The sequence below is a fragment of the Kitasatospora sp. NPDC096147 genome (genome assembly GCF_044763225.1).
Taxonomy (GTDB): domain Bacteria; phylum Actinomycetota; class Actinomycetes; order Streptomycetales; family Streptomycetaceae; genus Kitasatospora.
This window is the reverse complement of the sequence record NZ_JBIWFX010000009.1, coordinates 184,752-207,018: the sequence shown is the minus strand read 5'-3', so window position 1 is coordinate 207,018 and position 22,267 is coordinate 184,752. Positions and strand designations below refer to the sequence as shown.

General features: G+C 73.7%; 21 protein-coding genes. 13 read left to right on the top strand and 8 right to left on the bottom strand.

Annotated features, from left to right (window positions below):
- Positions 1-144: 144 nt before the first annotated feature.
- From ACIRBX_RS26660 to ACIRBX_RS26645, 4 genes are all read right to left on the bottom strand, one after another.
- Positions 145-642, bottom strand: coding sequence for a hypothetical protein (locus tag ACIRBX_RS26660; RefSeq protein ID WP_402300177.1), 498 nt, complete (start codon positions 640-642; stop codon positions 145-147).
- A gap of 23 nt (positions 643-665) precedes the next feature.
- The gene (ligA, locus tag ACIRBX_RS26655; RefSeq protein ID WP_402300175.1) at positions 666-2,720 is read right to left on the bottom strand and encodes an NAD-dependent DNA ligase LigA; all 2,055 of its coding nucleotides are present in this window, start codon (positions 2,718-2,720) and stop codon (positions 666-668) included.
- Between the two features lie 131 nt (positions 2,721-2,851).
- Positions 2,852-3,178 carry a hypothetical protein gene (locus ACIRBX_RS26650; RefSeq protein ID WP_402300174.1) on the bottom strand — a complete coding sequence of 109 codons (327 nt, stop codon included), beginning with the start codon at positions 3,176-3,178 and terminating at the stop codon, positions 2,852-2,854.
- Positions 3,179-5,262: 2,084 nt separating this feature from the next.
- The gene (locus tag ACIRBX_RS26645) at positions 5,263-5,520 is read right to left on the bottom strand and encodes a hypothetical protein (RefSeq protein WP_402300369.1); all 258 of its coding nucleotides are present in this window, start codon (positions 5,518-5,520) and stop codon (positions 5,263-5,265) included.
- On the opposite strand from ACIRBX_RS26645, the gene ACIRBX_RS26640 reads away from it, so the two are divergent.
- Positions 5,486-5,755 (top strand): cellulose binding domain-containing protein, encoded by a 270-nt coding sequence (locus ACIRBX_RS26640; RefSeq protein WP_402300367.1) that lies wholly within the window; start codon positions 5,486-5,488, stop codon positions 5,753-5,755. The two genes, ACIRBX_RS26645 and ACIRBX_RS26640, sit on opposite strands and share 35 nt — an antisense overlap.
- 16 nt (positions 5,756-5,771) lie before the next feature.
- On the opposite strand, the gene ACIRBX_RS26635 is transcribed toward ACIRBX_RS26640, so the two are convergent.
- Positions 5,772-6,551 carry an IclR family transcriptional regulator gene (locus ACIRBX_RS26635; RefSeq protein ID WP_402300173.1) on the bottom strand — a complete coding sequence of 260 codons (780 nt, stop codon included), beginning with the start codon at positions 6,549-6,551 and terminating at the stop codon, positions 5,772-5,774.
- A 124-nt stretch (positions 6,552-6,675) separates the two neighbouring features.
- Here ACIRBX_RS26635 and ACIRBX_RS26630 point away from each other — a divergent pair, with 124 nt between their 5' ends.
- The 9 genes from ACIRBX_RS26630 to ACIRBX_RS26590 all read left to right on the top strand — a co-directional run bounded on the left by ACIRBX_RS26630 (position 6,676) and on the right by ACIRBX_RS26590 (position 17,851).
- Positions 6,676-8,010, top strand: coding sequence for an extracellular solute-binding protein (locus ACIRBX_RS26630; RefSeq protein ID WP_402300170.1), 1,335 nt, complete (start codon positions 6,676-6,678; stop codon positions 8,008-8,010).
- Entirely contained in the window at positions 8,010-8,987 is a 978-nt protein-coding gene (locus tag ACIRBX_RS26625) for a carbohydrate ABC transporter permease (protein WP_402300167.1), read from the top strand. Before ACIRBX_RS26630 ends, ACIRBX_RS26625 begins: the two co-directional genes overlap by 1 nt.
- Positions 8,984-9,853 carry a carbohydrate ABC transporter permease gene (locus ACIRBX_RS26620; protein WP_402300164.1) on the top strand — a complete coding sequence of 290 codons (870 nt, stop codon included), beginning with the start codon at positions 8,984-8,986 and terminating at the stop codon, positions 9,851-9,853. Before ACIRBX_RS26625 ends, ACIRBX_RS26620 begins: the two co-directional genes overlap by 4 nt.
- A gap of 111 nt (positions 9,854-9,964) precedes the next feature.
- On the top strand, positions 9,965-10,888 hold the full coding sequence (locus ACIRBX_RS26615) for a 5-dehydro-4-deoxyglucarate dehydratase (RefSeq protein WP_402300163.1): 924 nt from the start codon (positions 9,965-9,967) through the stop codon (positions 10,886-10,888).
- Positions 10,888-12,144: a glucarate dehydratase family protein gene (locus ACIRBX_RS26610; RefSeq protein ID WP_402300161.1), complete on the top strand. Its 1,257-nt coding sequence runs from the start codon at positions 10,888-10,890 to the stop codon at positions 12,142-12,144. Before ACIRBX_RS26615 ends, ACIRBX_RS26610 begins: the two co-directional genes overlap by 1 nt.
- 212 nt (positions 12,145-12,356) lie before the next feature.
- Positions 12,357-13,610 carry a hypothetical protein gene (locus tag ACIRBX_RS26605; protein ID WP_402300159.1) on the top strand — a complete coding sequence of 418 codons (1,254 nt, stop codon included), beginning with the start codon at positions 12,357-12,359 and terminating at the stop codon, positions 13,608-13,610.
- A complete protein-coding gene (locus ACIRBX_RS26600) occupies positions 13,607-14,425 on the top strand; it encodes an NAD-dependent epimerase/dehydratase family protein (protein ID WP_402300158.1) in 819 nt (272 codons plus the stop codon). Before ACIRBX_RS26605 ends, ACIRBX_RS26600 begins: the two co-directional genes overlap by 4 nt.
- A 137-nt stretch (positions 14,426-14,562) precedes the next feature.
- On the top strand, positions 14,563-16,074 hold the full coding sequence (locus ACIRBX_RS26595; RefSeq protein WP_402300156.1) for an aldehyde dehydrogenase (NADP(+)): 1,512 nt from the start codon (positions 14,563-14,565) through the stop codon (positions 16,072-16,074).
- A 184-nt stretch (positions 16,075-16,258) separates the two neighbouring features.
- Positions 16,259-17,851 (top strand): M4 family metallopeptidase, encoded by a 1,593-nt coding sequence (locus tag ACIRBX_RS26590; protein ID WP_402300154.1) that lies wholly within the window; start codon positions 16,259-16,261, stop codon positions 17,849-17,851.
- Positions 17,852-17,946: 95 nt separating this feature from the next.
- Here ACIRBX_RS26590 and ACIRBX_RS26585 read toward each other — a convergent pair whose 3' ends face one another.
- Positions 17,947-18,582, bottom strand: coding sequence for an ATP/GTP-binding protein (locus tag ACIRBX_RS26585; RefSeq protein ID WP_402300153.1), 636 nt, complete (start codon positions 18,580-18,582; stop codon positions 17,947-17,949).
- A 181-nt stretch (positions 18,583-18,763) separates the two neighbouring features.
- Here ACIRBX_RS26585 and ACIRBX_RS26580 point away from each other — a divergent pair, with 181 nt between their 5' ends.
- The 3 genes from ACIRBX_RS26580 to ACIRBX_RS26570 all read left to right on the top strand — a co-directional run bounded on the left by ACIRBX_RS26580 (position 18,764) and on the right by ACIRBX_RS26570 (position 20,445).
- Positions 18,764-19,342, top strand: a complete 579-nt coding sequence (locus tag ACIRBX_RS26580) for a TerD family protein (RefSeq protein WP_402300152.1) — start codon at positions 18,764-18,766, stop codon at positions 19,340-19,342.
- A 20-nt stretch (positions 19,343-19,362) separates the two neighbouring features.
- Positions 19,363-20,094: a hypothetical protein gene (locus ACIRBX_RS26575; protein WP_402300151.1), complete on the top strand. Its 732-nt coding sequence runs from the start codon at positions 19,363-19,365 to the stop codon at positions 20,092-20,094.
- A 108-nt stretch (positions 20,095-20,202) separates the two neighbouring features.
- Positions 20,203-20,445 carry a hypothetical protein gene (locus tag ACIRBX_RS26570; protein WP_402300149.1) on the top strand — a complete coding sequence of 81 codons (243 nt, stop codon included), beginning with the start codon at positions 20,203-20,205 and terminating at the stop codon, positions 20,443-20,445.
- Positions 20,446-20,484: 39 nt separating this feature from the next.
- Here ACIRBX_RS26570 and ACIRBX_RS26565 read toward each other — a convergent pair whose 3' ends face one another.
- A complete protein-coding gene (locus ACIRBX_RS26565; protein WP_402300148.1) occupies positions 20,485-21,279 on the bottom strand; it encodes a metal-dependent hydrolase in 795 nt (264 codons plus the stop codon).
- Positions 21,280-21,705: 426 nt separating this feature from the next.
- Entirely contained in the window at positions 21,706-22,221 is a 516-nt protein-coding gene (locus tag ACIRBX_RS26560) for a hypothetical protein (protein WP_402300147.1), read from the bottom strand.
- Between the last annotated feature and the right edge of the window lie 46 nt (positions 22,222-22,267).

The following is a 22,267-nucleotide window of genomic DNA, read 5'->3' as shown; positions in this document are numbered from 1 at the left end:
CCGGCTCCGCCGGAGTGGGCGGCCCGACCGACCTGTGAGGGCCGGTCTGCCGAGGGAGTCCTTGCGTGCTCCCGAGGAGGGTCAGATCGCGCGCCCCTGCCAGTCACCGTCGAACCGGTGGGCAGGGTCGCGGCGCGTCCGGATCTAGTGGGCCAGGTGGTACTCCCCGGTGAGCAGCGCGGTGAGGAAGGCGGCCAGGCCGCCGTCGAAGACGTCCCAGACCTCGGCCTCGCCGAAGAACACCACGACCGGCCAGTTGTCCGGGTCGGGGTCCTGGGTGAGCCAGAAGTAGGAGTTCCCGAGGGTGTCGCTGCCCCAGGACAGCAGGCCGCCGCTGTCAGGGAACATCGGGTAGGGCGGCTCCGGGGTGGTCTCGTGAGGGAAGCGGGGCTCCTCGTGGACCAGCTCGGCCTGCCCGTACGCGTCCGCCGTCATCGCGAGGAAGCCTGCGAAGCCCTCCCCGTAGAAGCTTGTGGACATCGGGCCGCTCACCGCCAGGTCCTCGTGGATGCGGATCGAGCCGTAGGTGTCGATCAGCCAGCGGTAGTCCGTGGGGAAGCGGAGGTCGGGGTGGGCGTCCGTGGCGCTCTCCCACGGCACCTGGGCGGGTTGGTGGGCCGGTGGACCCAGCAGGTCGGCCAAGTGGGACGTCCTGGGGTCCACGGTCAGCCCGCCGGGAGGAAGTCGGCGACCAGGGTGGCGAAGTCCTCGGGGGTGAGGATGCGGATGCCGAGCTCCTCGGCCTTGGTGCGCTTGGAGCCGGCCTTCTCGCCGGCGACCAGGAGGGTGGTGCGCTTGGAGACGGAGGAGGAGGCCTTGCCGCCGGCCCGCTCGACGAGTTCGTTCATCTCGTTGCGGGAGAGGGTGGCGAGGGCGCCGGTCATCGAGCCGGTGACGACCACGGCCTCGCCCGTCAGCGGACCGGCCTCGCCCGCTGCCTCGGTGTCGGCTGCGGCCTCCGCCGAGGTGGGGCGCTGTGGCTCGGTGACCTGGGTGCCGACGTGCTGGGCGGTCAACTTGTCGAGCAGCGGGGCCAGTTCGACCAGCTCGGCGGCGACCACCCGGGCCTTCTCGGTGCCGATGCCGGGGACCTCGGCGAGGGTGTCGGCGTCGGCGGCGCGGATCGCGGCCATCGAGCCGAAGTGGGCGGCGATCCGGCGGGACATGGTGCGGCCGGTGCCGCGGACGCCGAGGGCGCAGAAGACCCGGTTCAGGGGCTGGCTGCGGGCGGTCTCCAGGGCGGCGAGGAGGTTGTCGGTGGAGGTCTCGCCCATCCGCTCCAGGCCGAGGAGTTGCTCGCGGGTGAGGGTGAAGAGGTCGGCGATGTCGGTGACCAGGCCGGATTCGACGAGCTGGATCGCGCGGGTGCCGCCGAGCCCTTCGATGTCGAGCTGGTCGCGGCCGGCCGCGTAGATGACGGAGGCGACGGCCTGGCAGTTCCGGCCCCGGACGCAGCGCCAGCGCTGCTCCGAGGTGTCGATCTCGTCGCCGCAGCGCGGGCAGGCGGTTGGGAAGGCGATCAGCGTCTCGGCGCCGGTGCGCTGGTCGGCGAGCGGGGCCTCGACACGCGGGATGACGTCGCCGGCCCGGTAGACGAAGACCTGGTCACCGATCATCAGGTCGCGGCGGGTGATGTCGGCCGGGTTGTGCAGGGTGGCGTAGGTGACGGTGACGCCGTCGATGACGACCGGCTCCAGGACGGCGCGCGGGGCGATGATGCCGGTGCGGCCGACGTTCCACTCCACCTCCAGCAGGCGGGTGACCTTGTGCTCGGCGGCGAGCTTGCGGGCCACCGCCCAGCGCGGCGCGCGGGAGCCGGAGCCGGCCTGGTGGCGGTCGGCGGCGGTGTCGGCCTTCACGACGACGCCGTCGATGCCGAAGGGGAGGGCGGCGCGCAGGGCGGAGATCTCGTCGATCCGCTGCTGGGCGGCGTCCAGGGTCTCGCAGTGCAGCGGGGCGGCGGCGGTGGTGGCCGCCGTGTTCGCCCCCAGCCCGGCGAGGCGGGCGAGCAGGGAGCTGTGCGAGAGGTCGAGGTCGAGGCCGATCGCGTCGTAGGCGAAGAAGGTCAGCTCGATCCGGTACGGGCGGTCCTTGGCGCGCAGCGTCCCGGCCGCGCCGCTGCGCGGGTGGGCGAAGGCGGGCGCCTCGTGGGCGAGCCGGATCCGGTTCGCCTCCTCGAACTGAGCGGTCGTCAGCAGCACCTCGCCGCGCAGCTCGACGTCGATCGGCTCGCTCAGGACGGCGGGCAGGCCGAGGATCGCGTCGGCGGCGTGGGTGATGTCCTCGCCGGCCAGGCCGTCGCCCCGGGTGAGCATCTGCACCAGCTTGCCGCCCTGGTAGCGGGCGGCCATCGCCAGACCGTCGAGCTTCGGCTCCACGCACCAGCCGGCCACCGGGCGGCCCAGGCGGCGCTCCAGGCCGGCCGCCCAGTCGGCGAGCTCGGTGGCGTCGAAGACGTTGTCCAGGGAGAGCATCGGGACGGAGTGCGGTACGTCGCCCTGAACGGCGCCGCCCGCCACCTTGCCGGTCGGGGAGTCCGGCAGCACCTCGCCCGGGTGGGCCTCCTCGTAGGCGGAGATGGCGCGCAGCAGGGCGTCGTACTCGTCGTCGCCGAGCGGCGTGGAGCCGTCGGTGTAGTACGCGGCGGAGGCCGCCACGGCGGTGGCGATCGCAGCGGCGTAGGCGTCGGCGGAGAGCAGCGAGGAGGTGGTGTCCGTCATGGGAACATCATCCTGACCAGCACTGACAATGCGAAGGAAGGCTTCCGCATCGGCGGCCGCGTGCCGTGGCCCGGCTCCGGGCCGCGGTGCGGGCAGGTGGACTCTCCGTCGGTGGTCGGCCGGGACTCCGGTCAGTCGGTGGTGCCGGGGGCGGCGAACGGGTCGGGGGCGTCGGTCGGGCCGGAGAGCCCGGTGTCCGAGATCCGCTCGGTGAGCCGGAGGACGTGGAGCGTGGTCATGAAGCGGCCGTGCAGGCGGACGAAGTAACTGCGGTCCGAGGACTTGAACACCTCGCGGCGCCGCACCTTCTTGCGGTCGGCGGTGTAGCCGCCCGCCCGCTCGGCGAACCAGGCGAGCGCCTCCTCCTCGGTGCCCTCGAACTCGCCCTTCTCCTCGAAGCCGATCGACTCGCCGATGCCCCGGTGGACGGGGCAGGCGAAGACGGTCCAGCGGGCCACGGTTACTCCTCGGGTGTGCGGCGTCGGTGCTGGACGGATCTTGGCATGGGTGGCCGGCGGCGGGGAGCCCCGGGGGGGCGGTGTCATGGGTGTCGTCCATGTATGTGGACGCATGATGTATTTCCGTCTTGCGTCTTGACCTGTGGAGCAGTGGTCTACACCATGAGGGCCATCCCCCTTCCCCCACGCATGGGAGGAACTACCGTGCACAGAACGACCTTTGGGGTCCTGGTGCCAGGCACTGCGCTCGCCGGCGCGGTCGCCCTGCTGCTGACGGCCGGCGTGAGTGCCCCGGCCGTCGGCACCCCCGCCGCCGCTCCGGTGGCGGCGGCCTCGGCCGCCCTCACCGGCCTGGACCTGTCCGCGGCCAACCGTCGGGCCCCCGTCGCCGGGCTGTACGACTGGTCGAAGGCCGGCTACCGGGGCGGTGCCGACCTGCCGGGCACCGCGCAGACCACCCCGGACGCCGCCTGCCGGATCACCGCCGTCCAACTGGCCGCCGACTACGGAGTGAGGCCGGACGACGGGGCCGACGACACCGCCGGGCTCCAGCGGGCGATCGACCGCATCCGCACCGCCTGCTCACCGACCGCCGGGTACGATCGGCTCTCGCTGATCACGCTGCCCGCCGGGACGCTCGACGTCTCGCACCAGATCGGCGTCGACGCCGACTTCCTGACGATCCGTGGGGCCGGCAGCGGCGCCGGCGGGACCAGGATCGTCTTCCGGCCGGACGCCGCCACCCGGTACGACACCCTCACCGAGGACGGCTCGGACTGGGACGAGGACGGCATGACCTCGGGCTCGGCCAAGGGCGGCTGGATGTGGCCGGGCCGGGGCGTCTTCCGGGTGCAGTCCCGGGCGGTGCACCCGGCCTACGCCGCCGAGTACGCGGCGGCAGCGGCCAACCGCAAGGACCTCTTCGAGGGGACGGTCAACGTCCACTGGAAGGCGGGCCTGAAGCTCCGCGAGAAGGCGGGCGGGGCGGGCTTCGCGGCCCGGGCCGGCGACACCGTCGTCCCGCTCGCCACCGGGAGCGCGCTCACCGGCCTCCAGGTCGGCGGGCTGGTCAACATCCGGGCCGCCAACTCCCTGAAGTTCTACGCCGAGCAGGACATCACGCCCGCCGACGGCACCCTGCAGAACATCCACATGCGGCAGCAGATCTTCACCGTGACGGCGGTCGACTCCGCGAACCGGACCATCACGCTGAACAAGCCGCTGGAGTACGACGTCCCGGTCGACTCCACCTCCGACGGCTCGGCACCGATCGACGGCACGGTCTACGCCTCGAAGGCCTCCCCGATCGTCGACCCGGTGCTCGGCGTCGGGCTGGAGGACTTCGCACTCACCCAGGCGGAGCCCGGGCTGAGCGCCGCCGACGCGGTGCACAACTACGGCAACATGACGCCCGCCGACGCCATCCACGGCATCGTGCTGAAGTGGGCGGCGGACTCCTGGGTGCGCGGCGTGCGGACCGAGATGACCGGCTCGCACCCGATCGTCACCGAGGAGGCCTACCACCTCCAGATCGTCGGCAACCAGCTCGACGGCTCGTGGAACAAGGGCAAGGGCGGCAACGGCTACTTCCGCGGCTCCCGGGTCTGGGACTCGCTCTACGCCGGCAACACCTCGCGGAACCTGCGGCACTTCACCTTCCAGTGGTCCGCCTCGGGCAACGTCGCGATCGGCAACGACTTCGACTCCGACCTGAACCTGCACGGGGGTTGGGAGCGGAACAACCTGCTGGAGCTCAACACCGTCACGGTGCCGTACGACCACCGCTCCGCCAACTGCCGGGCCAACTGCGGCGAGGAGGGCGGCGGCGGGACCGACGCCTCCACCTGGTACCCGATCTGGTGGGCGGCCGGGAAGAAGGCGGTGAAGTGGTCGGGCTCCAGCGGGCCGCGCAACGTCTTCTTCAACAACGCGATGACCAAGCAGACTTCGGCCGGTGCGGGCTACACCCCGTACTACGCGGACCGGCAGCGGATCTTCCAGTTCGGCTGGAGCGGCACCGCCTGGCGGCACCTGGACACGGCCGGTACGCCGATCCCCGACTGGGCCGGTCGGGAGCAGCTCGACTACACCGGCGGCCACGGCGTCGACGCCAGTCGGACGGACAGCGGGCCCTCGCTCTTCCTGAAGGCCGTCGGCACCGTCACCCCGTCGCCGTCGCCGTCGCCGTCGCCGTCCGGCTCGGCCAGTCCGTCCCCGTCACCCTCGCCCTCCGCCTCGCCGTCCCCGTCGCCCTCCGCCTCGCCGTCGCCCTCCGCCTCGCCGTCCGGGTGCCTCACCGTCCGCGCGGTGAAGTCCTCGACCTGGAGCTCGGGGTACGGCATGGACGTGTTCGTGAAGAACAACTGCGCTGCCACCCGCCAGGGTTGGACGGTGGAGTTCGACCTGCCGGCCGGTACTACGGTGTCGTCCAGCTGGTCCTCCGTCCGGGTCCAGAGCGGGCAGCACCTCACCTTCACCCCGGTGGGCTGGAACGCTTCGGTCGCCCCGGGGGCCGAGCAGGGCTTCGGGTTCAACGCCGCCGGCACCGGCCAGCCCACCGCGCTGACGGTCCGCTGAGCCGGGCCCTGCGCCGTCAGCGGATGCCGTGGCGGCGCAGGGTGGTGGCCAGGGCGGTGGCGTGTGCCGTCACCGCCCTGGCCACCCGCTCGGTCTCCTTGGCGGTCGCCGCGGCGGCCGGCATGGAGCAGCTCAGCGCGTCGGTCGCCGGGATCCGGTAGGGCACGGCGGCCGAGACGCAGGTGATGCCCAGGGTGCCCTGCTCCCGCTCCAGGGCCCAGCCCCGGTCCCGGACTGTGGCCAGGGCCGCGTGCAGTTCGGCGCGGTCGGTGATGGTGTGCGGGGTGTAGGAGGGGAGTTCGGCGGGCAGCACGGCGTCGGCCTCCCGCTCGGTGAGGTCGGCCAGCAGGGCCTGGCCGAGTGCGGTGAGGTGGACGGGCAGGCGGCGGCCGACCCGGGAGACGGCCCGGACGCTCTCGCGCGAGTCGCGGCTGGCGAGGTAGAGCACGTAGGCGTCGTCCCGGCGGGCGAAGTGCACGGTGTAGCCGATCTCGTCGCGCAGCGCCTCCAGGGCCTCCTGGGCGTGCGGCAGGGCCGGATCGCGGTCGAGGTAGGCGGTGCCGGACAGCAGCGCGTGCGGGCCGACACCGAAGGCGGAGCCGCTGTCGTCGGCCTCCAGCCACTTGAGCTCCCGCAGCGTCCGGACCAGCGCGTGCAGGCTGCTGCGCGGGTAACCCAGGCGTTCCTGGAGCTCGTTGACGGTGAGTCGGGTGGGGGAGTCCGCGAGGGTCTCCAGGATGCGGACGGTGCGCTCCGCGGACTTCACCGTCGCGGCCTCGGGCTGGCCAGCGGCCATCGGTACACCCTCCACATCCGTGTTTCCGTGACTGTTGACTCGCATCGTACAGCTGCCCTACTTTCACCTGACAAGCCTCCACATTCACAGACCTCGTCCACATACGTAGACAGGAATGCCGACGATGCTCAGCAGAGCCGCCCGAGTCTTCGCCGTCTCCCTCGCCGCCGCCCTCGCCCTCGGCTCCGTCGCCGCCTGCGGCAGCGACGGTGGTGCGGGCGGGGGAGACGACCGGGCCCCGCTGGAGATCTGGGTCCGCAAGCCCCCTGGCTCCAACACCGAGAAGACCCACCAGAAGCTGGCCGCCGACTTCACCGCCGCCACCGGCGTCCCCACCCACGTCACCGCGCTGTTCGACGACTTCGAGACCAAGCTCCAGCAGGCGGCGGCCCAGAAGAAGCTGCCGGACCTGATCGTCAACGACACCGCGCAGCTGGGCACCCTGGTCAAGCAGGGCCTGGTCCGGCCGGTGGACAAGGGCGCGGTGGCCGGCGGGGACCAGGTGATCACCCAGGCCTGGGACGCCGCGCGGGCCGCCGACGGGAAGTACTACGGCGTGCCGTTCTCGGCACAGACCTTCGCCCTGCTGATCCGCAAGGACTGGCGGGAGAAGCTCGGCCTGGCCCAGCCCGCCGACTGGGACCAACTCGACGACCTGGCAGAGGCGTTCACCACCGGCGACCCGGACGGCAACGGCAAGGCCGACACCTTCGGCTACGTCGTCCCCGGCTCCACCAAGCGCGGCTACCTGGACTGGTACGCCTCCAGCTTCCTGTGGTCGGCGGGCGGCGACTACTTCACCGGCGAGCCGGGCGCGCTGAAGCCGGCGATCGCCGGGGACGGCGCGCTGGCCGCCGTCCAGCGCCTCAAGAAGCAGTTCTGCCTGGACCGGAGCGTGGTGCCCGGCGCGGTCACGGCCGAGACCACCCAGGCGCACCCGCTGTTCGAGACCGGCAAGGGCGGCATCTACCTGACCGGGCCGTACAACATGCCCCGCTTCGACAAGAGCCTCGGCAAGGACAAGTACGAGGTGGTGCCGCTGCCGGCCGGCCCGGGCGGCCGGAGCGCGGTGCTCGCGGAGGGCGAGAACGTCTACCTGATGGCGGGCTCGAAGAACCCCAAGGGCCAACTCCGGTACGCCGAGCACCTGATCAGCCCGGCCGGCCAGCGGACCGGGATGGCGGGGGACACCGACGGCACGGTGGTCCGGCTCCCGGTGAACCGGACCGTCGACCTCGCCGCCGAGCGGACCGACGCGCGCTGGCAGGTGTTCGACCGGGTGTACCGGGAGGCCGGCCGCTACGCCCCCGCCGTGCCCGAGTGGACGCCGTTCCGGCAGGCCTCCGCCGAGACGCTCAACGCGGTGGTGGCGGACTGCGGCTCCGACCCGAAGGCCGCGCTCGACAAGCTCGCCGCCACCTTCGCCGCCGAGCTCAAGAGGCAGGGGGCGGGCTCCTGATGGCGGCCACCGGGGTGGACCGCGGCCGGCGGCCCGCGCTCGACGGCCTGAGCCCCCGTCAGGCCGGGGCCCGGCCCGGGCCGCCGTCGCGCCGGTGGCACCACCGGGTGACGCCGTCCCTCACGCCCTGGCTCTTCCTCGCCCCCGCGCTGGTCCTGTTCGCACTCTTCAAGTTCGTCCCCGCCGGGCGCGCCGTGGTGATGAGCTTCCACGAGGTGCGCCCCTACCTGGGCGACCGCTGGGTCGGCACCGCGAACTACCGGCAGGTGCTGACCGACGACGCCTTCCTGGCGGCCGTCTGGCACACCGTGCTGCTGGCGGTCGGTCAGACCGGCGGCTCGGTGCTGCTGGGCCTGGCGCTGGCCCTGCTGCTGGAGGGCCAGGCCCGCCACCTCTGGTTCGTCCGCACGGCGGTCTTCCTGCCCACCGTCGCCGCCATGGCGGTGGTCGCCGAGGTCTGGCGCATCCTCTACTACCCGGCGGCCGACGGCGCGGTGAACACCCTGCTCGGCTGGCTCGGCGCGGGCCCCTCGCAGTTCCTCAACAGCGAGGACAGCGCACTCGGTTCGGTGATGGCGGTCGGGATCTGGAGGGGTGCCCCCTACGACATGATGATCTTCCTCGCCGCGCTGGCCGGCGTCGACCGGACGCTGTACGAGGCCTCCGCCGTGGACGGCGCGGGTGTGCGCAGGCGGCTGTGGCACGTCACCCTGCCCGCGCTGCGCCCCGCCTTCGCCATCCTGATCACCCTCGCTGCCATCCGGGGTCTACGGGTGTTCACCGAGATCTTCCTCCTCACCAACGGCGGACCGAACGGCTCGACCGACGTGGTGATGACGCTCATCTACCGGCTCGGCCTGGAACGCAACGAACTGGGCGTCGCCGCAGCCGGATCGATGGTGCTGCTGGGCGCGACGGTGGTCCTCACGCTGGCCGTCCGGGCCCGGCGCGGCACCGGGGGGAGGGGGCACCGATGAAGCGGACCCGTGGCCGGGCACTCTCCACGGAGACCGCGCTCGGGCTGGACACCGCCCGGGGGCCGGTCGGCCGGGTGCTCCGCGTCCTGCTCCACCTGGTGCTGGTGCTGGTCTTCGCCGGGCCGCTGCTGGCCCTGATCTCCAGTGCCTTCTCCAAGGTCACCGACCCGACCTCGCTGACCCTGCTCCCGACCCACCCGACCCTGGCCAACTTCCGGGCCGCCGTCGACCGCGACGTGCTGCGCTACCTGCTGAACTCCTTCCTGGTGGTCGGCGGCGGCCTGCTGCTGCAGATCGCGGTCAGCGTCAGCGCGGCCTACGCGCTGGCCCGCAAGCGCTTCCGGGGCGCGCACCTGGTGCTGCTGCTGGTGCTCAGCACGATGATGCTGCCGGAGGAGGTGCTGGCCATCCCGCTCTCCCTGGTGCTGTCCGACCTGGACCTGGTGGGCACGCTGTTCGGGATGATCCTGCCGGTCGGGGCCTGGGCGTTCTCCATCCTGGTCACCGCCGAGTTCATGAAGGAGATCCCGGTCGAGCTGGAGGAGGCGGCCCGCCTGGACGGTGCCGGCGACCTGCGGATCTTCTGGTCCGTCATCCTCCCGCTCTGCCGCCCCGCCCTCGGCGTGATCGGCATCTTCGGCTTCACCATGATCTGGGACCAGTACCTGCTGCCGCTGCTGGTCGCCACCGACGCCCGGCAGTTCACCCTGCCGATCGCGCTGCGCACGCTGCGCGCCGACGAGGAGGTCGGCATCGGCGTGCTGCTCGCCTCCGCCCTGCTCGCCCTGCTGCCGAGCGTGCTGGCGTTCGTCGCCATGCAGCGGCAGTTCATGCGCGGCCTGACCTCCGGCGCGGTGAAGGGCTGAGGGGCTGACGGCCCGTCACCGCCGTACCGCCCGTCGCCGCACCGACGCACGTCGCCGCGCTACCGAAGTACCACCGCAGGACCGCCCTCACCACCGACCCAAGGAGACGCCATGTACTCGAACGGGCTGCTGTCCTTCCCACTGACCCCGTTCACCACCGACGACGGCGTGGACCTCCCCGCCTTCGCCGAGCACGTCGAGCGGCAGATCGCCGCCGGCCCCGACGCGCTGTTCGTCGCCTGCGGCACCGGGGAGTTCACCGCCCTCTCGCACGGCGAGTACCGCGAGGTGGTCAGCACCGCCGTCAAGGTGGCCGGCGGCCGACTGCCGGTGCTGGCCGGCTGCGGCGGCGGACCGCGCGCCGCCCACGAGTTCGCCCGCACCGCCGCCGGGGCCGGGGCCGACGGCCTGCTGCTGCTCCCGCCGTACCTGGTCTCCGCCCCGCCCAGCGGACTGGTCGACCACGTCCGCTACGTCGCCGGGGCCACCGACCTGCCGATCACCGTCTACCAGCGTGCCACCGCCGTGCTGGACGAGACGGCGGCCGTCGCCCTGCTGGACATCCCCACGGTGGCCGGCATCAAGGACGGCCGGGGGGACGTGGACCACATGCTCCGCCTGGTCACCGCCGTCCGGTCCAGCGGGCACCCCAGGGCCGCCGCCTTCGGCTTCCTCAACGGCCTGCCCACCGCCGAACTCTCCGTCCAGGCCTACGAGGCGATCGGCGTCGGCAGCTACTCCTCCGCCGTGCTGTGCTTCGCCCCGGAGATCGCCACCGCCTTCAACCGCGCGGTGCGCGGGGGTGACCAGGCCACCGTGCAACTGCTGCTCGCCGAGTTCTACCTGCCCTTCGTCGCGCTGCGCGACAAGGTGCCCGGCTACGCGGTCGCCCTGGTGAAGGCCGCTGCCCGGCTCTCCGGCCTGGACCTCGGCACCGTCCGGCCACCGCTGGTGGACCCGACGCCCGAGCACCTGGAGCAGCTGGCCGCGATCCTGGAGCGCGGCCGGGCCGCCCTGACCGCCCGGGCCCGCTGATGCGCATCCGCACGGTGACCGTCACCCCGGTCGCCTTCCCCGACCCCGCGCTGCTCAACTCGGCCGGGGTGCACCAGCCCTGGGCCCTGCGGGCGATCGTCCAGCTGGACTGCGGCGACGGCCTGACCGGCCTGGGGGAGACCTACGGCGACGCCGCCCACCTCGCGCTGCTGCGCACCGTCGCACCGCTGCTGGTCGGCCTCGACCCCTTCCACACCAACGAGCTGACCCGCCGGATCACCGAGGCCCTCGGCGCCGCCGACGCCCCCGACCGGCACGGCCTGACCGGCGGCACCGGGCCGGAGAAGACCGCGCTCAAGGTGCTCAGTCCGTTCGAGGTCGCCTGCCTCGACCTCCAGGGCCGGATCACCGGCCGGCCGGTGGCCGACCTGCTCGGCGGCCGGGTCCGGGACGAAGTCCCCTACTCCGCCTATCTGTTCTACAAGTGGGCGGGCCACCCGGGCGCGGCCGAGGACGACTGGGGCCCGGCGCTCGACCCGGACGGGATCGTCGCGCAGGCCCGTCGGATGGTGGACCGGTACGGCTTCGGCTCGCTCAAGCTCAAGGGCGGCGTCTTCCCCCCGGAGCTGGAGATCGAGGCGATCCGGGCGCTGCGGGCCGCCTTCCCCGAGCACCCGCTCCGACTGGACCCCAACGCGGCCTGGACGGTGGACACTTCACGCGCGGTGGCGGCCGGGACGGAGGGCCTGCTGGAGTACCTGGAGGACCCGACGCCCGGCATCCCGGGGATGGCCGAGGTGGCCAGGGACGCGCCGATGCCGCTGGCCACCAACATGTGCGTGGTCGCCCCCGCCGACCTCGCCCCGGGCTTCGGGGCCGGTGCGGTCGGCGTGGTGCTGGCCGACCACCACTACTGGGGCGGGCTGCGGCGCTCGGCCGAGCTCGCGGCGATCTGCCGCACCTGGGGCGTCGGCGTCTCGATGCACTCCAACAGCCACCTGGGCATCAGCCTCGCCGCCATGACCCACCTGGGCGCGGCGCTGCCGGAGCTCAGCTACGCCGCCGACACCCACACCCCCTGGCAGCTCGGGACGGACGTGGTCGCCGAGCCGCTGCCGATCGTCGACGGTGCGGTCCGGGTCCCCGAGGGCCCCGGGCTCGGGGTCGAACTCGACCCGGACGCGCTGGCCCGGCTGCACGAGGACTACCTGCGGTGCGGCATCCGCGAGCGCGACGACACCGCCTACCGGCAGCAGTTCGAGCCCGACTTCCGCAGGCGGAGGCCCCGTTGGTGACCGGCCACCCGATCGAGCCCTTGGTCGACTGCCGTGCGGATCACGTGACCGGGTCCCTGGTTGAACGTGAGACGGGCTACGTGAACGAGCACCGGGCGGATCACGTGACCGACCGCCCGATCGAGCCCTTGGCTGACTGCCGTGCGGATCACGTGACCGGGTCCCTGGCTGAAGGTGAGACGGGCCACGCGAACGAGCACCGGGCGGAGCACGTGACCGATCGCCCGATCGAGCCCCTGGCCGACCGCGCGACCGGCGCCCCGGCCGGTGACCGTGCCGGTGCCCGGGAAGTCGACCCGGTCGGCAGTCCGGCCGTCTCGGTGCACGCCTATCCGTGGGACGTGCTCGGCGACCCGGGCTTCGCCGACCGCTTCCGGGCGAGCGGTGCCGACGCCGTCACCCTGGCGCTGAGCTACCACTCGACCAGGGCCGCCACTCCGGTGCACCCGGAGCGGACCTTCGTCGACGCCCGGCACAGCGCGCTCTACCGGCCGGTCCGGCCGGAGGCCTGGGCCGGTCACCGCCTCGTGCCCGTGGCGGCCGACTGGACGCCCGGACCCGACCCGGGCGCCACCGCCCTCGGGCTGCTCGGGGCAGCCGGCATCCCGGTCAACGCCTGGATCGTGCTGGCCCACAACTCCCGTCTCGGGTACCGGAATCCGGACCTGACCGTGGTCAACTGCCACGGCGAGCACTACCCCTACGCGCTCTGCCCGGCCCGGGCGGAGGTGCGGCGGTACTGCGCGACCCTGGCGGCCGAGGCCCTGCACGGCCTCCCGCCCGGGGCGGTCCGGTCGGTGTCGCTGGAGTCGGCCGGTCAGCTCGGCGCCGTCCATCTGGGCTGCCACGAGAAGACCGACGGCGCCTACCCGCCGACCGCCCTGCGGGCGCTCTCGGTCTGCTGCTGCGCGGTCTGCCAGGACGGCTGGCGTCGGTACGGACTCGATCCGGAGCGGACCCTGGCCCTGCTGCGCGAGGCCGCGCGCAGCGGTGAGCTGCTGCCCGGACCGACGGCGGACGCCCTGCTGACGGTGCGTCACCTCGCCACGGACGCGCTGATCCGGCAGGTGACCGCCGCCGTCCGGACCGCCGCCCCCGGAGCGACCGTCACCCTGCACGCCCACCCGGACCCGTGGGCCACCGGTCCGTCCCCGGGCCTCACCGCCAACGCGGCCGGGCTCGCCGACGCGCTGCTGGTGCCCTGCTGGCCGACCGGGCAGGAGAGCGCCGAGCTGGTCCGGCGGGCCGCCGCCACGGGCCGGCCGGTGGACGCCTACGTCACCGCCCTGCCGCCCGCCCGCCCCGAGGACCTGGCCGCCCACGTCCGTCGGCTCCGGGCGGCCGGTGCCGCCCGCCTGAGCCTCTACCACCTCGGCCTGCTGCCGGCCCGTCTACAGCCCGTGCTGGCCGAGCTGGCCGAGGCGTTCCGATCGACCCCCGTCCGACAGGAGCACCAGCCGCGATGACCGAGCCCCGTACCGTCCTGCTCACCGGCGCCGCCGGAGGCGTCGCCACGCACCTGCGCGAGCGCCTGCCCGCCCTCGGCCACCTACTCCGGTTGGCGGACGTCCGGCCGGTCCCCGACGCGCCCGAGGCGCTGGTCTTCGACCTGCGCGATCCGGACGCGGTCCGCGAGGCGGTGCGCGGGGTGGACGCCGTGGTGCACCTCGGGGGGATCTCGCTGGAGGACACCTTCGAGCACGTCCTGGACGCCAACGTCCGGGGCACCCACCACGTCTACGAGGCCGTCCGGGAGGAGGGCATCTGCCGCGTGGTGCTGGCGAGCAGCAACCACGCGGTCGGCTTCACCCCGCTGCCCGCCCCGGGCGGAGCGCCGATCGGGGCCGACACGCCCCAACGGCCCGACACCTTCTACGGCCTGTCCAAGTGCTTCGCGGAGAACCTCGCCTCGCTCTACGCCGACCGGTACGGCATCGAGACGGTCTCGCTCCGGATCGGCTCCTGCTTCCCGGCGCCCCGGTCGGTGCGGATGCTCGCCACCTGGCTCAGCCCGGACGACTGCGCCCGCCTGGTGCACGCCGCCCTCACCGCCCCGCTCGACCCGCCGCTGACCCGGCACACCGTGGTCCACGGCATCAGCGCCAACACCCGCGCCTGGTGGGACCTCGGCCCGGCGCGTGCGCTCGGCTACCACCCGCAGGACGACGCCGAGACCTTCGCCGAGAAGGTGCTCGCCGAGCACGGCCCGCTCGACCCGGCCGACGCCGACGCCCGTTTCATCGGCGGTCAGTTCACCGGGCCGCAGCCCCCGCGTGCCTGACTCCGTGCGCCTGACTCCGTGCGCATGACCTCGTGCGCCTGACCGCGCACGCCCGGTCGGCACACCCGGCCACCGCAGCCCGGCAGTCCCGGTAGCCCCGCAGACTCGCAGCCCGCAGCCCGTAGAGAGGAACGCCCGTGCAGCCGACCGATGTTCGGCCCGATCCCGTCCGCACCCACGACCCCAGGACCGGTGAGCCGGGGAGGGCGGTCGCCGTGGAGGCCGGTCCGGCCGAGGTCGACCGCGCGGTCCGGGCGGCCGCCGTAGCCGGGCCCGCGCTGGCCGACCGGGTGGTCCGGGCCGCCCTGCTGCGCGCCGCCGCCGGGCAGTTGGCGGCGGCGGCCGAGCAGGTGGTCGCCGCCGCCGACGCCGAGACCGCACTCGGCCCGGCCCGGCTGACCGGCGAACTCGCCCGTACCACCTACCAGTTGCGGGCCTTCGCCGAGCAGGTCGAGCAGGGCGCCTTCCTGGACGTGGCGATCGACCGGGCCGATCCCGCGCTCAACCGCCCCGACCTGCGCCGGATGAAGGTGCCGCTGGGCGTGGTCGCGGTCTTCGCCGCGAGCAACTTCCCGCTGGCCTTCAGCGTGCCCGGCGGCGACACCGCCAGCGCCCTGGCGGCCGGCTGCCCCGTGGTGGTCAAGGCCCATCCGGACCACCCGGCCACCAGCGAGCTGTGCGCCGGGCTGCTCCGCCGCGCGGCGGCCGAAGTCGGCGTCCCGGAAGGTGTACTGGGGCTGGTACACGGCTTCGCGGCCGGGCCCGAGCTGGTCCGCCACCCGCTGGTGGCGGCGGTCGGCTTCACCGGCTCGGTACGCGGCGGCCGGGCCCTGTACGACCTCGCGGCGGCCCGGCCGGTGCCGATCCCGTTCCACGGCGAGCTCGGTTCGCTCAACCCGGTGGTGGTCACCGAACGGGCCGCCGCCACCCGGGCGGAGGAGATCGGTGCGGGGCTGGCGGCGTCCTTCACCCTCGGCAGCGGCCAGTTCTGCGTCAAGCCCGGTCTGGTGCTGGTCCCGGCCGGTGCCGACCGGTTGGAGGAGGCGCTGACCGGCGCGGCCGCCGCCGTCCCGCCCGGGCCGCTGCTGGACCTGCGGATGCGGGAGGCGTTCCTGGCCGGTGCCCGGCGGCGGGCCGCTCAGCCGGGCGTGCGGGTGCTGCTGGCGGCCGGGCCGCAGCCCACGGGGGAGTCCGGACTCGCGGTCCGCCCCGGGGTGCTGGCGGTGGACGCGGCCGAGCTGACCGGTGAGCTGCTGGAGGAGTGCTTCGGCCCGCTGACCGTGCTCGCCCGCTACCGGGACGAGGACGAACTCGGCGCGGCCCTCGGGCGCCTGGGCGGCAGTCTGACCGCGACCGTGCAGCTGGCGGCCGACGAGCGCGGCCCGGCGGCGACGGCCCTGCTGGAGCGGTTGCGCCCGCTGGTGGGGCGGCTGGTGGTGGACCAGTGGCCGACCGGCGTCGCGGTCGCCCCCGCCATGCACCACGGCGGCCCCTACCCGGCCGGCACCTCCGGCTCGACCTCGGTCGGCGCGACGGCGGTCGAACGGTGGCTGCGTCCGGTGGCGTACCAGAACGTCCCGCCGGAGCTGCTCCCGCCGGAGCTGCGGGACGGCAATCCGCTGGGCGTGCCGCAGCGCACCACCGGCTGAGCTCCGGGCGCGCTACCGTCCGGCCGGAGGTGGTGTCAAGAGGGCGGTCCGGAACGGAAGTTGAAAGCTTTCGGCGATCTTCGGAAAAGGATTGACCAAGAAATCCGACCAGGCATGGCCATTCTTGGCAGCTCACCGTCAAGCTCTGTCGCAGCTCTTCACAGCTACCCCGACTGGAGTCAGAGTGAGCCCCACCTCCTCGCAGCGCCGCCACCTCGCGGCAGCATCCCTCGCGGTCACCGCCGCCCTCGTCGCCGTCACCTTCCAGACCGGGGCGGCGACCGCCGCCTCCGGCCGGGACGCCGCGATAGCCAGTGCCCGGGCCAACGTCGCCCACCACCCCGGCGACTTCGGCTTCGGCGCGGGTCAGGACCTGGTGGTCAAGGACGTCATCATCGACGCCGACGGCACCCAGCACGTCCGCTTCGACCGCACCTACCAGGGCCTGCCGGTGGTCGGCGGTGACCTGGTGGTCCATCAGAACGCGCGCGGCGGGCTGCTGGACAGCTCACGCGGCAGGGCCCACGACCCCAAAGTGAAGTCGACCAGGCCGTCCGTCCCGGCGCAGGCCAGCGCCAGCGGCGCGCTGGCGCAGGCCGAGGGCATCACGGCCGCCACCTCCACCCCCGAGCTGGTCATCTGGGCCGCCGAGGGCACCCCGCGGCTGGCCTGGCGCACCACGGTGGCCGGGGTCGGCGACCACGGCCAGCCGGCCGGGCAGGTGGTGGTCACCGACGCGGACACCGGTGAGCAGATCGAGGCCTACGCCGCCGAGCACCAGGCGGTGGGCACCGGGCACTCCGAGTACACCGGCGACGTCCGGATCGACACCACCGCGCAGACCGGCGGCTACGCGCTGAAGGACCCGACCCGGGGACACGTCACCAAGGACGCCAAGAACGTCTCGTCCTCCTCGATCAACGCCAACTCCGGCACCCTCTTCACCGACGCCGACAACGTCTGGGGCGACGGCCGCAAGTTCTCCACCGACCGCGCCACCGCCGCCGTCGACGCCCACGCCAACACCGCCTGGACGTACGACTACTACCTCAACACCTTCGGCCGGCGGGGCATCAAGAACGACGGCAAGGGCGCCACGGTCTTCGTGCACGTCGGCACCAAGTGGGACAACGCCCAGTGGTCGGACAGCTGCTTCTGCATGATGACCGGCGACGGCGACGGGGTCACCGACCCCGAGCAGGTGGACCTCGACACCATGGGCCACGAGATGACCCACGGCGTCACCAGCGCCACCGCCAACCTGCGCTACAGCGGTGAGTCCGGCGGGCTGAACGAGGCCACCAGCGACATCTTCGGCACCATGGTCGAGTGGTACGCGGGCAACGCGGTGGACAAGGGCGACTACCTGTTCAGCGACCAGTCCACCCCGCCGTGGCTGCGCCGGATGGACAAGCCCTCGCTGGACGGCCGCTCCGCCGACTGCTGGACCAAGAAGGTCGGCCAGCTCGACGTGCACAACTCCTCGGGCGTGGGCAACCACTGGTTCTACCTGGCCAGCGAGGGCAGCGGCAGCAAGACCGTCAACGGCGTCACCTACAACAGCCCGACCTGCAACGGCTCGACGGTGACCGGCATCGGCAACCAGAAGGCGGCGGCGATCTGGTACCGCGCGCTGACCGTCTACATGACCTCCACCACCGACTACAAGGGTGCCCGGACCGCATCGCTGAACGCGGCCAAGGACCTCTACGGCGGCACCGCGAGCGCCGAGTACAAGGCGGTGGCGGCGGCCTGGAGCGCGGTCGGCGTCGCCTGACCCGTCGTCAGCACCCCCGGGGCCCGCCCGCCTGCCCGGCGCGCGGGGCCCCTCCGGTGCCGGGCGCGCCGTCCGGCCCGGTGTCCGGACCGGCGTCAGACCCGGCCGAAGGTGACCTGCGGGAGCCGGTCACGGGCGGCCCGGTCGAGCAGTGTGACGGAGGCGGTCCCCGGCGCGGCGGCCGGGCCGTGCGCGCGCAGGGCGAGGACCAGCCGGCCGAGGCCCCGGTGGTGCCGGGCGAAGGTGCGGCGCGGGGCCGACCGGCCCCGGGAGTGCTGGCCGGCCAGCGCCTCGGGGGCGCCCACGTCCAGGATGACCAGGTGGAGTTCGCGGCCCTGCGGAGCCAGCAGGCGGGAGAGGTGGCGGCGGAGCCAGGAGCGGCTGCCGCAGTCGTGCACCAGCAGTTCGGCGCCGTCCCGGGTGCTGGTGTGCAGCCGGCGGAAGTACCGCAGCCGGGCCCACGGGCGATAGACGGCGTACGGCAGCCAGTCGGGCATCACGGCCTCGCAGGCGAGGTGGGTGGTGCGCGGGTCGATCACCGGGGCGGCTGCGGCCCACCGTCCGAGCGCGGTGCTCTTGCCGCTGCCCGGAAGGCCGGAGACCACCACCACGGAGCCGGGCGGGTAGTCGAGGGTGTGCGGCACCGCACCGCCGCCGCTGAGATCGACCAGGCCGCGCGGGCGCAGTCCGGCCGGCGTGGTCAGGGGGTCCGGTATGAGGTCGTTCGCCACGGTGTCCGGTGTCTGTCCTGTCGGTCCGTCATCTACAGCGACGTAAATTAGCACGCGGCCTGCGGCGGGGCGGGCGGGGCCGTGGGCGTCCGCCCCGCATCGATCTACAGTGCTGTAGATTCGGAGGCCAGTACGGTGCCCGTCGTTCGACCGGCGGGCGGAGCGAACCTGGAGGGGCGACGTGGGAGTCACGCTGGCCAAGGGCGGCAACGTCTCACTGACGAAGGAGGCGCCCGGGCTGACCTCGGTCATCATCGGGCTGGGCTGGGACGTCCGCACCACCACGGGTGCCGACCACGACCTGGACGCCAGCGCGATCCTGTGCGACGCGGCGGGCCGGGTGCTCACCGACCAGCACTTCGTCTTCTTCAACAACCTGCGCAGCCCGGACGGTTCGGTCGAGCACAGCGGCGACAACCTGACCGGTGGCGGCGACGGCGACGACGAGCAGATCAAGGTGGACCTGTCGGCCGTCCCCGCGACGGTGGCCAAGGTGGTCTTCCCGGTCTCCATCTACGACGCGGACGCGCGCAACCAGAGCTTCGGCCAGGTCCGCAACGCCTTCATCCGGGTAGTCAACCAGGCCGACGGCCGGGAGATCGCGCGCTACGACCTGACCGAGGACGCCTCCACCGAGACCGCGATGATCTTCGGCGAGCTCTACCGGCACGGCGGTGAGTGGAAGTTCCGCGCGATCGGCCAGGGTTACGCCTCCGGTCTGCGCGGCATCGCGCTGGACTACGGCGTCAACGTCGGCTGACGGCCCGGGGCGGGGGGATCGTGGAGCGGCAGTACCGGCTGACCCAGCAGGACCGGGGGGACTTCGAGCAGGCCCTGGTCCAGGCCCTGGCCCGGCCGGAGGTGCGAACGGCGGTGCAGCGCACCGGCGCTGACCTCGGTGCGCTGCGGAGCGCGGTGCGCGGCGCGGCGGCGGCGGTGATGGACGCCTGCGCCGCCGAGTACGAGGAGTACGCGGCGCTGCGGGAGGCCGGCCCGGCCGGGCCGGCGGGAGCCGACGCCCCGCCGGCCCGGAGTGCGGGCGGGGCGCTCGGCGCGGCCGTCGTAGTGGTCCCGGCGGTGGCCGGCGGGGTGGCCGTGGTGCTCTTCCTGCTCGCCGTGCTGCTCGGGGCCCTCTCGGCCGAGGGCGTCGCGGCGGCGCTGCGGTCCGCCGCCCTGGTGGCGGCCGGGGTGGCGGTGCTGGGCGCGGTCGCCGGGGTGCTCGGCCTGGTGGTCGCCGCCTCGCGTGCGGGGGCTGACGGAGCGTCGGAGGGCCGGGAGCCGGCCACGGCCGCGCACGAGGCGCTGGTGCTGGAGGCGCGGCAGCGCTGGCGGGCGGCGATGCTGGAGCGCGGCATGCTCCCGGTGCTGCGGGAGGCGGTCCGCTCGGGCGCGACGGGCGCGACGGGCGCGACGGGAGCGGGTGGCGCCGGAGGTGCGGGCGGGGCCGGGTTCAGCGGGCCGGACTACAGCAGCCCGGACTTCAGCAGTCCGGATTTCGACACCCGTTCCTGAGGAGCCCGGGTGCGTACCGCACGGTGTCCGGCGGATGGCTTGTCAGGTCGGTTCGTGGGCATCTACAGCTGTGTAGAGTTTTCGGGACCGGCCGACGGGGAGCGAACGATGACGGACACGCGGACGAGCAGTGCCTGGCAGCCTCCGGCGGAGGAGGTCGAGCCGGCCTACCAGCCGGTGGAGGTGGGCCTCGCGGACGGAGACTGGGCGGTCGGGCGGATCAACGGCTGGTGGCGGCCGGCCACCGGCCGGTCCTGGTGCCGGGTACGGCTGTTGGGGCGCGGCGAGGAAGCCCGCTGGATGCCGTTCGACCCCGACCGCCTCGTGCTGCTCCCCAGTTCGGGGATCTGACGGGGCGCTCGGGGTCGCGGGGCGCGGCAACCGGGCCGGTCAGCCGATCAGTTGGAGCGCGGCGAGGGCGCCGACGCCGCCGAGGGCGGCGAACACCGGCATCAGGACCTTGAGTTCGACCCAGCTGCCGGCCCGGAAGCGCATCGCCTTCGGCGGGCCGAGCGGGTACCAGCGCTTGCGGCCGAGCGGGATCGGCCAGAGCACCGGGCAGCCGGAGACGGTCAGCGCGTCGCCCAGGCAGTGCACCAACGCGCCCAGCGCGACCGGGAGTCCGACCCACATGTACTGCTGGCCCTCGGCCTCGAACAGCCAGCCGGAGCCGTTGCCGGGCTTGTCCAGCACCTCGGTCAGCATCCAGGCGGAGGCCGCGCCGAGCAGCCAGACCAGCACGTCACTGGAGACCCGGGCGTGCCGCCAGAGCAGGCCCTCGATGGCCAGCACCATGTGCACGAAGAGGACCGCGAGCACGCCCCAACGGCCGCCGTAGACACAGGCGGCAGCCGCGCCGCCGCCGCACAGCAGGGCCCACGGCCAGGTGTGGGTGAGGGTGCGGTGGCCACCGGAGCGGCGCGGGTCGCCCTTCATCCGGGTCGCCTTGTAGGTGGCGTAGGACAGTTTGTCGATGACCTCGCACAGGGTGCGGGAGACCGGCCCGAAGGCCCGGGATATGGTCGCCGCCTTGTGGTCGAGGTCCGGGGCGAGTGCCGCGCCGGCGCAGATCAGCGCTCCGGCGAGCAGCACCGGCCAGGGCATCGGCCGGTCCAGGAGTGCCGCCCCGGCGCCCACTCCGAGCCAGGCGGCGGCGCCTGACAGCGAGTGCGCTGGTCCCATCATGCTGGTCTCCCCATCGGCCCGTGCGCGGGCTCGTTCGCGTGTTCGGTGGTGTCCCGGCAGCATACGGCAGGTGATCTTTACAGTGCTGTCGATGCGGCGTGCGCGTGCTGATCCGGTGTCAGCGTGACCCCGGGTCAACTGCCGCCTGGCGCAGGCCCACTCGACAGGGCGGTCGGGGGCCGTGCCCGGGACGGGGCGGAGGGCGGAGCCGGCGCGGGGTGACGGCGGGTCAGGTGGGGCGCGGTCCGGCTGCGGTGGTGGCGACGGGGGAGCGGTCTGCCGGGGACAGCGGTCCGGCTGCCGCGGTTCCGTGCGCGGTGCACCGGGCGAGGGCCCCGGCGGAGGCGGCGGTGTCGCACCGCGCCCACCGGGGCCCTGTGGTTCATGGGTTGCGCCGGAGTGGTCGGCCGCTGTGGTGGCGACCGTTCAGAGCTTGCCGCTCACCACGGCGCGCCACGTCCAGCCGGCGCCCAGGACGGTCTCCTGCAAGGGGGTCTTCAGGTCGGCGCTGTCGAAGTCGTACGTCTGGGTCATACCGGAGCCGCCGTTCTCGCCCCCGCCGATCGTCCAGCGCTTCGAGGTCGGGTGGACCTGGCCGCGCTGGACCTCGGCCGCGATGGCCAGATGGGGGATGCCGCCGGCGGTCCAGGTGACCTCGAACTGCTGGTCGAGGGTGCGGACTTCGTGCTTCTCCGGGACCAGGAGCATGCGGACGGTGAACAGCCGGCTTACCTGGGTGGCGACGAAGAAGTTGCGCCAGGCCGGGTCCAGGACGCGCCACTCGGCCACCAGGTCGGCGCCCTCCGCGCGGCCGTCCCTGATGACGTACGGGACGTCGGGCCGGTTGAGACCGAGCAGTGCCCGGTAGACCTCGGCCGCAGGCCGCGGGGCGACACCGTCGGCGGGTCGCTTGGTACCGGTGAGCTTGTCGAAGAGCCCCATGGAATCTCCCTCTGCGGAGTCAGTGTGCCGAGTCCGGGCGGACGGT

Coding starts and splice junctions, on each gene's coding strand:
- ligA (WP_402300175.1), bottom strand. CDS start 2,720: ATGACGGACACCACCTCCTCGCTGCTCTCCGCCGACGCCTACGCCGCT.
- ACIRBX_RS26610 (WP_402300161.1), top strand. CDS start 10,888: ATGCGCATCCGCACGGTGACCGTCACCCCGGTCGCCTTCCCCGACCCC.
- ACIRBX_RS26625 (WP_402300167.1), top strand. CDS start 8,010: ATGGCGGCCACCGGGGTGGACCGCGGCCGGCGGCCCGCGCTCGACGGC.
- ACIRBX_RS26615 (WP_402300163.1), top strand. CDS start 9,965: ATGTACTCGAACGGGCTGCTGTCCTTCCCACTGACCCCGTTCACCACC.
- ACIRBX_RS26630 (WP_402300170.1), top strand. CDS start 6,676: ATGCTCAGCAGAGCCGCCCGAGTCTTCGCCGTCTCCCTCGCCGCCGCC.
- ACIRBX_RS26565 (WP_402300148.1), bottom strand. CDS start 21,279: ATGATGGGACCAGCGCACTCGCTGTCAGGCGCCGCCGCCTGGCTCGGA.
- ACIRBX_RS26560 (WP_402300147.1), bottom strand. CDS start 22,221: ATGGGGCTCTTCGACAAGCTCACCGGTACCAAGCGACCCGCCGACGGT.
- ACIRBX_RS26570 (WP_402300149.1), top strand. CDS start 20,203: ATGACGGACACGCGGACGAGCAGTGCCTGGCAGCCTCCGGCGGAGGAG.
- ACIRBX_RS26635 (WP_402300173.1), bottom strand. CDS start 6,551: ATGGCCGCTGGCCAGCCCGAGGCCGCGACGGTGAAGTCCGCGGAGCGC.
- ACIRBX_RS26620 (WP_402300164.1), top strand. CDS start 8,984: ATGAAGCGGACCCGTGGCCGGGCACTCTCCACGGAGACCGCGCTCGGG.
- ACIRBX_RS26645 (WP_402300369.1), bottom strand. CDS start 5,520: ATGCCGTACCCCGAGCTCCAGGTCGAGGACTTCACCGCGCGGACGGTG.
- ACIRBX_RS26600 (WP_402300158.1), top strand. CDS start 13,607: ATGACCGAGCCCCGTACCGTCCTGCTCACCGGCGCCGCCGGAGGCGTC.